1 protein-coding gene is annotated in these 10358 nt (G+C 73.2%); it reads right to left on the bottom strand.

From position 1 onward, the window contains the following. Window positions 1–9: 9 nt before the first annotated feature. Complete coding sequence (locus tag ABD371_RS31710; protein WP_344484719.1) at window positions 10–10347, bottom strand: type I polyketide synthase; 10338 nt, start codon at window positions 10345–10347, stop codon at window positions 10–12. Between the last annotated feature and the right edge of the window lie 11 nt (window positions 10348–10358).

The following is a 10358-nucleotide window of genomic DNA, read 5'->3' as shown; positions in this document are numbered from 1 at the left end:
TCGGGCGCGTCAGGAACGGTTGCTGTCGTTGTCGCTGTCGGGGCCGCTGAGCCCGTCGAGATCGTGATCGTCGAGGTCGCCGAGGGCCAGACCGAGGAGGTCTTCGAGGTCCATCGAGTCGATGGAGGAGCCGTCGGGGGAGTCGCCCTCGGCGGCGGGGCTCGTGGCGTCGGCGGGGGTGTCGGGTCCGGCGAGCCGCAGGAGGGTGTCCAGCAGCCCGGCCTGGCGGATCCGGCCCAGGGGGATGGTGGCCAGCGTCCGGCGCAGCTCCGCCTCCTGCGGGTCGGTGCCGGCGGCGGGGCCGACGGGGTCGCCGGTAAGTTGCGGGAAGAGGGTGTGCAGCAGATGCCCGGCCAGTGCCCGCGGGTTGGGGTGGTCGAAGACAAGGCTGCTGGGAAGCCTCAGGTCGCATGCCTCGCCCAGTCGGTTCCGCAGTTCGACGGCGGTCAGCGAGTCGAAGCCGAGGTCCTTGAAGGCCCGGTCGGGTGCGACCGCTTCGGCGGACGCGTGGCCGAGTGCGGCTGCGACCTGTTCGCGCACGAGCCCGAGCAGCGCCTCCTCCCGGTCGTTCGCCGGAAGCTCCGAGATCCGCCGGAGTACGGCGGGCGTGCCACCGTCGGCGGTCCCGGCGGTGCCTTCGGCGGCCGTGGTGCCGGTGCGCAGCGCTTCCCGGACCTCGGGCAGTTCGCCGATGAGCGGCCGGGGCCGGGCGGCGGCGAACACGGGGGCGAAGCGGGCCCAGTCGACGTCCGCGACGGTCAGGGCCGCGTCCGGGCCGGTGACCGCGCGCTCCAGCGCCAGCAGGTTGGCCGCCGGGTCCATGGGCGGCAGCCCTCGGCGGCGCAGCTGCTCCTCCGCGTCGCCCTCCGCCGCCATGCCGCCGTCGGCCCACGGGCCCCAGGCGATGGCCGTGGCCGTGAGACCACGGGCCTTGCGCTGTTCGGCGAGCGTGTCGAGGAAGGCGTTGGCCGCCGCGTACGCGCCCTGGCCGCCGCTGCCCCAGATGCCGGCGATGGAGGAGAAGAGGATGAACGCGTCGAGGGAGTCCGGGGTGTCGAACAGGGCGTCGAGGTGGATCGCTCCGGCGGTCTTCGCGGCCACGACGTGGGCGAAGCCGGGGAGGTCGGTTCCGGTGCCGGGAGGCTGGGAGACACCGGCGGCGTGGACCACGGCGCGTACCGGGGTGCCGTCGGCGGCGAGCCGTGCGACGAGGGTTTCGAGCGCGGCCCGGTCGGCGACGTCGCAGGCCGCCAGGGTGACGGCCGCGCCCAGCGCGGACAGTTCCGCCTCGATCTCGGCGGCTCCGGGAGCCTCGGCACCCCGGCGGCTGACGAGGACGAGGTGCTCGGCGCCGCGCTCGGCGAGCCGGCGCGCCGTGTGGCGGCCGAGGGCGCCGGTGCCGCCGGTGATGAGCACGGTGCCGCGCGGGGTCCATGCGGCCTTGGCCGGTCCGCGCCGCGCCGTGGCGCGTTCCAGCCGTCGTACGAGGGTGCCCGAGGCGCGGATCGCAAGCTGATCCTCGTCACCGGCCTCGGCTGCGGCTCCGGCTCCGGCTCCGGCTCCGGTGAGCGCTGTCATGAGCCGGTCCAGGTCGCGGTCTTCGCAGGTGAGCGGCGCGTCGATGAGTCCGCCCCAGCGGTCGGGGTGCTCCAGGGCGAGCGTCCGGCCGAGGCCCCAGACCTGTGCCTGCGCCGCCCCGCTCAGTGTGTCGGACTCGACCGCGGCGACGGCGTCCCGTGTGACGCACCACAAGGGCGCTTCGATGCCTTCGGCCGCTTCCGCCAGCGTGGCCGTGAGCGCGAGGCCGACGGGAACACCGGGGTGCTCGGGGTGCGGTCGCTCGTCCAGCGCGAGCAGGGACAGAACACCGGCGAGCACCGGCGCGTCCTCGCCGGACTCCTCGCGCAGCCGCTCGCGCAGCAGCGCGGCCAGCGCGGCGGGGTCGCTGTCGGAGGCGTCGACCGTCACCGGTACGAGCCGTGCGCCGCCTTCACGCATCCGGTCGGTGAGGGCGCCGACCCAGGGATCATCCGCGTGCGATACGGGCAGTACCGCCAGCCAGGTGCCTGCGGGCGTGCCGTGCTCCGTCCCGGACCACGGCCGCCACGCGATGCGGTACCGGTGGGCGTCCGCCAGCGACCGCGACCGCTCGTCCCGCCGCCAGGCGGACAGCGCGGGCAGTACGTCACTGAGCGGCCGGTCCCCGTCGAACTCCAGCTCATCGGCGAGCGATGCCAGATCCGCCCGCTCAACCGCGTCCCAGAATCGCGCGTCCACCTCGCTGCCCGCCACCGAACCGGCGGCCGGCTCGGGCCAGTAGCGCTTGCCCTGGAAGGCGTACGTCGGCAGGTCGACGCGCTGCGCGCCGGTGCCGGAGAAGTACGTCTCCCAGCCGACGGCGATGCCCCGGGTGTGGACCTGGGCGAGAACGGCGACAGCCGTCTCCGTCTCGGGGCGGTCCTTGCGGAGTACGGGCGCGAAAGCAGCGTCCGTACGCTCAACGCAGTCCTGGGCGAGGGCGCAGAGGATCCCGTCCGGGCCGAGTTCGACGTACGAGGTGACCCCGGCAGCCTCCAGCGCACGGACGCCGTCCAGGAAGCGGACCGCCTCGCGGACATGGCGCACCCAGAAGTCCGCCGAGCCCATCTCATCCGTGACGAGGGCACCGGTCAGGTTGGAGACGACCGGAATCGCCGGGGAGCCGTACGAAAGCGTCTCGGCGACCTCGCGGAAGGCATCGAGCATCCCGTCCATGTGCGGCGAGTGGAACGCGTGACTCACCGTAAGACGCTTGGACTTACGGTCCGGGAACTGCTCAGTGATCTTCGCGGCGGCGTCCTCGTCACCGGCGATCACGACCGACGTCGGGCCGTTGATCGCGGCGATGCTCACGCGATCGGTCAGCAGCGGGAGGATCTCGTCCTCCGATGCCTGGACGGCGATCATCACACCGCCGGTGGGCAGCGCCTGCATCAGGCGACCACGCGCCGCGACCAGGGTGCAGGCGTCCTCCAGCGAGAACACCCCGGCCACATGCGCCGCCGCGATCTCACCGATCGAGTGACCGGACAGGAAGTCCGGCCGCACGCCCCACGACTCAAGGAGGCGGAACAGCGCCACCTCAACAGCGAACAACGCCGGCTGCGTCACCGCCGTCTCATCGAGAGCACCGCTCTCAACACCGAACAGTGCTTCCTTCAAAGGCACATCAAGCCGCGCGCAGATCTCATCCAGAGCCCGCGCGAACACTGGATACGCCTCGTACAGCTCACGACCCATCCCCAGCCGCTGACTCCCCTGCCCCGTAAACAGGAAGGCGAGCCCGCCACCCCTCACCGTGGACCGGACGAGACCCGGCGCGGGCTCCCCCGCCGCCAGCGCGGCGAGTGCGCGCGTCAGAGCGCTTCGGTCGGCGGCGACGATCGCCGCTCGGTGTTCGAGTGCCGCGCGCCCCGTCGCCAGGGAGTGGGCGAGGTCGGTGCCCCGGGGGCCGTCGGCTGCCTCGACCATCGGCAGGAGTCGGCCGGCCTGGGCGTGGAGAGCTTCCGCGCTCTTGCCGGAGAGCAGGTACGGCAGGGGGCCGGACGGCGCGGCGGCCGTCGGCGACGCGATCGGCGCGGTGTCGGCCGCCGTCTCCGGGGCCTGCTCGATGATGGTGTGGGCGTTCGTCCCGCTGATGCCGAACGACGAGACACCCGCTCGCCGGGGCCGTTCGGTGACCGGCCATTCGGCGGCCTCCGTCAGCAGGGCGATGTCACCGGCCGACCAGTCCACCTGCGGCGAGGGCTCATCGATGTGCAGGCTCTTCGGCAGCACTCCGTGCCGCATGGCCATGACCATCTTGATGATGCCCGCGACACCGGCCGCGGCCTGCGTGTGACCGATGTTCGACTTCACCGAGCCCAGCAGCAGCGGACGGCCCTCGGACCGGTCCTGACCGTACGTCGCGAGCAGCGCCTGTGCCTCGATCGGGTCGCCCAGCCGGGTGCCCGTGCCGTGCGCCTCCACCGCGTCCACCTCGGCGGCGGACAGACCCGCACTCGCCAGGGCCTGGCGGATCACCCGCTGCTGAGACGGGCCGTTCGGAGCCGTCAGACCGTTCGAAGCGCCGTCCTGATTGACGGCGGAGCCTCGTACGACCGCGAGGACCTGGTGGCCGTTGCGCCGCGCGTCCGACAGCCGCTCCACCAGCAGCATCCCGACACCCTCACCCCAGCCCGTACCGTCGGCAGCCGCCGCGAAGGGCTTGCAGCGGCCGTCGGGCGAGAGGCCGCCCTGCTGGCTGAACTCGCTGAAGGTGCTGGGGGTGGACATCACCGTCACACCACCGGCCAGCGCCATCGTGCACTCGCCGCTGCGCAGCGCCTGGATCGCCCAGTGCAGCGCGACCAGCGAGGAGGAGCAGGCCGTGTCGACGGTGACCGCCGGGCCCTCCAGACCGAAGGCGTACGAGACCCGGCCGGAGGCGATGCTGCCCGCGTTGCCGGTCATCACATGGCCGAGGACACCCTCCGTGCCGGACTGCTCCAGCTGTGCGTCGTAACCGCTGTACGCGGCTCCGACGAACACTCCGGCGCGGCTGCCGCGCAGGGACACGGGGTCGATTCCGGCCCGTTCGATCGCCTCCCAGGAGGTTTCGAGGAGGAGACGCTGCTGAGGGTCCATCGCCAGCGCCTCACGCGGCGAGATCCCGAAGAAGTCGGCGTCGAAGGTGTCGGCGTCGTACAGGAAACCGCCCTTGAAGGCCGGGCCGCCGTCGGCGTCGTCGTACAGGTCTTCCGTGTCCCATCCCCGGTTGCCGGGAAGGCCGGCGATCGCGTCGCCCCCGCTCGCCACGAGCCGCCACAGCTCCTCGGGGGAACGGACTCCTCCGGGGAAGCGGCAGCTCATCGCGACGATCGCGACGGGGTCGTCGGCGAGGCCCGTACCGGCGGCGGTGAGCGCTCCCCGCCCGTCGGTCTCGCGCTCGTCCTGCGGCTCGCCGAGGAGTTCGGTGCGCAGGAGTCGTACGAGCGCGGTGGGCGACGGGTGGTCGAAGACGAGGGTGGTGGCCAGCCGCAGGCCGGTGGCGGCCCCCAGTCGGTTGCGCAGTTCGACCGCTGTCAGCGAGTCGAAGCCGAGGTCCTTGAAGGCGCGGGTGGGCTCGATCTGTTCGGCGGACGCGTGGCCGAGCACGGAGGCGACCTGGGTGCGTACGAGATCGAGCAGCGCCCGGTCCCGCTCGGGGCCGGTGAGCCGGCTCAGCCGCTCGGCCAGCGGCGTACCGCCGTCGGTACGGGTCCGGGCGGTGCGCCGGCCGCCCGCGCCGAGGAGGGCGCGGAAGATCGGGGCGACCGGGCCGGGGCCGCCTGCGGTGCGCAGCGCGGGGAGGTTGAGCTTGGCCGGGACGAGTACGGGCCGGTCGGCGGCGGCGAGCGCGGCGTCGAGCAGGCGCATCCCTTCGGGGGCGGTGAGCGCGCCCATGCCGTGCTGTTCCATGCGCCGCAGCTGGGCCTCGTCCAGGCCGCCGGTCATTCCGCTCGCGTCGGCCCACAGGCCCCAGGCGAGCGAGGTGCCCGGGAGTCCCTGGGCGTGCCGGTGGTGGGCGAGGGCGTCGAGGAAGACGTTGGCGGCGGCGTAGTTGGCCTGTCCCGCGCTGCCGAGGGTGCCCGCGATCGCGGAGAAGAGGACGAAGGCGGACAGGGGGAGTTCGCGGGTGAGTTCGTGGAGGTGGAGGGCGGCATCGGCCTTGGGCCGCAGGACGGCGGAGAGCCGCTCCGGGGTGAGGGACTCGATCACACCGTCGTCGAGCACACCGGCCGTGTGCACGACGGCCGTCAGCGGGCGGTCTTCCGGCACGGCTGCCAGTACGGCGGCGAGCGCGTCCCGGTCGGCCGCGTCGCACGCCGCCCACCGGACCTCCGCACCCAGACCGGCCAGCTCAGCCGTGCGTTCGGCGGCACCGGGGGCGTCGGAGCCCCGGCGGCTGAGGAGGAGCAGGTGGCGGATTCCGTGCGCGGTGGCGAGATGGCGGGCGACGATTCCGGCGAGGGTGCCGGAGCCGCCGGTGATCAGGACGGTGCCGTTCGGGTCGAGCGGCGTGGCTGCGGCTGCGGCCGTCGTACGGGCTCGGTTCAGCCGGGGCACCTGTACGGTGCCGGGCCGCAGCAGCAGTTCCGGTTCGTCGGAGGCGAGGGCGGCGGTCAGCGCGTCCTGGACCTCTTGGCCGTCCGGGGCGGGAGGCAGGTCCGCGAGGACGAAGCGTCCGGGGTTCTCGGTCTCCGCCGAGCGCACCAGGCCCCACACCGCCGCGTGCGGCAGGTCGGCGACTCCTTCGCCCGGCGCGGCGACCGCGCCCCGGGTCATGACGACGAGCTTCGACGCCGCGAACCGGTCGTCGGCCAGCCAGCTCCGCACCAGGGCGAGCGCCCGGTGCGTCGCCGCTCCGGCGGTTCCGGTGCGATCGGCATGAGGATGGGCATGGGCATCGGCGTCCGGGGTCAGCGGGACGAGGACATGGCCGGGTACAGGTGTGCCCGCGTCGACAGCCTCGCCCAGTGCGGCCAGGTCCGCGTATCGCGCGGCCGGGCCGAAGCCTGCCGAGCCCAGTACCGCCCACTCTCCCGGAGAGGCGGTCGTCGCCCCGGCGACGGGGAGGGGGGTCCAGTCGAGCTGGAAGAGCGACTCGTGGGACGCGGCGGGGGCGTCGGCAGGTGTCGCCGACGCGAAGGCGCGCGGGGTCAAGGAGCCCACGGTGGCGACGGGTTCGCCGAGGTCGTCGGCGAGTTCCAGGGCGAATGCCCCGTCGTCGGCGGCGCTGATCCGCACCCGGAGGGCTCCGGCGCCCACCGCGTGCAGGGTCACGTCCGACCAGGAGCCCGGCTCGTCGCCGTGGTGAGTGGGCGCGTCCGGGTCGGCGTCCAGGGCGAGGGCGACGGCCACATGCGCGGCGGCGTCGAGCAGTACGGGGTGCAGACCGAATCCGGCTCCCTCCGGGTGCGGATGAGCGCCGCCCTCGGGCAGCCGCACCTCGGCGAAGAGGGCGCCCTCGTGCCGCCAGACGGCCTCCACGGCCCGGAACAGCGGGCCGCGCTCGGGGCCCCTCGGGGCAGTACCGGCTTCGGCCGTCCCCTCGTACGCGTACAGGCTCGCGATGTCCACGGCCTCGGCCCCCGCCGGGGGCCACTGCGCCAGGTCGAACGGCCGCGCGGACGGCCCGGTGCGGGCGAGGACGCCGTGGGCGTGGCGGATCCAGGGGACGCCGGCGGAAGCGTCGGCGGAGGCATCGGCGGGCGCGGCCTCGGGGCGGGAGGAGACGGTGACGGGACGCCGACCGCTGTCGTCGGGGCCGCCGACGAGCACCTGAAGCCTGACGGCCCCTTCAACGGGCAGGGCCAGCGGCGCGTCGAGGATCAGCTCCTCCAGGTGCCGGCAGTCGGCTCCGTCACCGGCGCGCACCGCCAGTTCGACAAAGGCCGCGCCGGGCAGCACAGCGGCTCCGGCGGCGGTGTGCTCGGCGAGCCAGGGGTGGGTGCGCAGCGAGAGCCGGCCGGTGAACAGCACACTCTCGGATTCGGCCAGGGTGACGGCGGCGCCGAGCAGCGGATGCGCGGCCGGGTCGAGCCCCGCCCCGCTCACATCGCCGGTGCCGGCCGCCGCGGGCTCCAGCCAGTACCGCTCGTGCTGGAAGGCGTACGTCGGCAGCTCGACGCGGCGCGCGCCGGTCCCGGCGAAGTACGCCTCCCAGTCGACCGGCACACCGTGGACATGAGCCCGGGCCAGCGCCTCGATCAGCGTCTCGGCCTCCGGGCGGGCGGCCCGGAGGACGGGAACGAAGAGGGACTCATCGCCTGTCACACACTCCTGGGCGAGGGCGGAGAGGATGCCTTCGGGGCCGAGTTCGAGGTACGAGGTGACTCCGGCGGCTTCGAGGGCGCGGACGCCGTCGAGGAAGCGGACGGCTTCACGGACGTGGCGTACCCAGAAGTCCGCCGAGCCCATCTCGTCCGTGACGAGGGTGCCGGTCAGGTTGGAGACGATCGGGATCTTCGGGGTGCCGTACGAAAGCCCCGCGATCGCCGTACGGAACGCCTCCAGCATGCCGTCCATGTGCGGCGAGTGGAACGCGTGACTCACCGTAAGACGCTTGGACTTGCGGTCCGGGAACTGCTCGACCACGGCGAGAGCGGCGCTCTCGTCACCCGCGATCACGACCGACTGCGGACCATTGATCGCCGCGATGCTGACCCGGTCGGTCAGCAGCGGAAGGATCTCCTCCTCCGAGGCCTGGACCGCGATCATCACACCGCCGGTGGGCAGCGCCTGCATCAGCCGGCCACGCGCCGCCACCAGCGTGCACGCATCAGCCAGCGAGAACACCCCGGCCACATGAGCAGCCGCGATCTCACCGATCGAATGACCGGACAGGAAGTCGGGACGCACACCCCACGACTCAAGCAGCCGGAAGAGGGCCACCTCGACCGCGAACAACGCGGGCTGCGTCACCGCCGTCTCATCGAGAGCACCGCTCTCGTCTCCGAACAGTGCTTCCTTCAAAGACAGATCGGGAGCGAACCGAGCACACACCTCATCCAGAGCGTCCGCGAACACCGGATACGCGCCGTACAGCTCACGCCCCATCCCCAGCCGCTGACTCCCCTGCCCCGTAAACAGGAACGCCACCCGCTGTTCGGTGGCGGTCCCCGTCGCCAGGCCGTTGGCCCGCTCGCCGTCGGCGAGCGCGGTGAGGGCCGTGCGGAGGTCGCCCTCGGAGCGGCCGACGAGCACGGCGCGGTGCTCCAGCGTGGCGCGGGTGGTGGCGAGCGAGTGGCCGATGTCGAGCGGGCTGCCGTGGGCGTCGAGCAGCCGGGCGGCCTGGGCGCGGAGCGCGGCGGCGGACCGGCCCGACAGGGTCCAGGGCAGGATCGCGGGGGCGGCGGCGGGGCGGGAGCCCTCGTCCGTCGGCGTCTCGTCTGGCTCGGGGGCCTGCTCGATGATGGTGTGGGCGTTGGTGCCGCTGACGCCGAACGCGGAGACGGCGGCCCGGCGCGGAGCACCGGTCTCCGGCCAGTCCATCGCCTCGGTGAGGAGGGCGACGTCCCCCGCCGACCAGTCGACGTCCGGGGTGGGCTCATTGATGTGCAGGGTCTTGGGCAGCGTGCCGTGGCGCATGGCCATGACCATCTTGATGATGCCCGCGACACCGGCGGCGGCCTGCGTATGGCCCAGATTGGACTTGAGCGAGCCCAGCCGCAGGGGTCGGCCGGCCGGCCGGTCCTGGCCGTAGGTGGCGAGCAGCGCCTGCGCCTCGATCGGGTCGCCGAGCGTCGTGCCCGTGCCGTGCGCCTCGACGGCGTCGACCTCGGCGGCCGACAGCCGGGCGTTCTCCAGTGCCTGGCGGATGACCCGCTGCTGCGCCGGACCGTTCGGAGCGGTCAGACCGTTCGAAGCGCCGTCCTGGTTGACGGCGGAGCCGCGTACGACCGCGAGAACCTGGTGGCCGTTGCGCCGCGCGTCGGAGAGGCGCTCCACGAGGAGGACGCCGACGCCCTCGGACCAGCCGGTGCCGTCGGCGGCGGCGGCGAAGGACTTGCAGCGGCCGTCGGCGGCGAGACCGCGCTGACGGCTGAACTCGACGAAGACGTCGGGGGTGGGCATCACGCACACGCCGCCGACCAGGGCGAGCGTGCACTCACCGGCGCGCAGCGCCTGGGTGGCGAGGTGCAGGGCGACGAGGGAGGACGAGCAGGCGGTGTCGATGGTGGCGGCGGGGCCCTCCAGGCCGAAGACATAGCTGACCCGGCCGGACAGCACACTGGTCGCGCCGCCCGTCAGCAGCAGCCCTTCGAGGCCTTCCGGAACCTCCTTCAGGTCGGCTCCGTAGCCCATGGCCCCCGCGCCGACATAGACACCGGTCCGGCTGCCCCGCAGGGTCGAGGGGTCGATGCCCGCCCGCTCGAAGACCTCCCACGAGGCCTCCAGCAGCTGACGCTGCTGGGGGTCCATCGCGAGTGCCTCGCGCGGCGATATGCCGAAGAATCCGGGGTCAAAAACGGTGGCGTCGTCCAGGAATCCGCCGCCGGTGTTGTAGAAAGTACCCTTCCGGTCCGGGTCCGGATCGGCGAGGGAATCGATGTCCCAGCCACGGTCCTCCGGGAATCCGGTGATGGCGTCACCACCCGATTCGACCAGTCGCCACAATTCCTCGGGGGAACGCACCCCGTGGGGGAACCGGCAGCTCATCGCGACGATCGCGATCGGCTCCTGGGCATCGGACTCGACCTCTTGGAGGCGGCGTCGGGCCCGACGCAGCTCAGTGGTCATCCACTTCAGGTTTTCGAGAAGCTTTTCTTCGTTCGCGCTGGCCACTGGAACGTCAC

This window comes from Streptomyces amakusaensis (assembly GCF_039532665.1).
In the GTDB taxonomy this organism is placed as follows: Bacteria; Actinomycetota; Actinomycetes; order Streptomycetales; family Streptomycetaceae; genus Streptomyces; species Streptomyces amakusaensis.
Note: the sequence above shows the minus strand (reverse complement) of the source record. Positions and strands in the feature narration are given on the sequence as shown.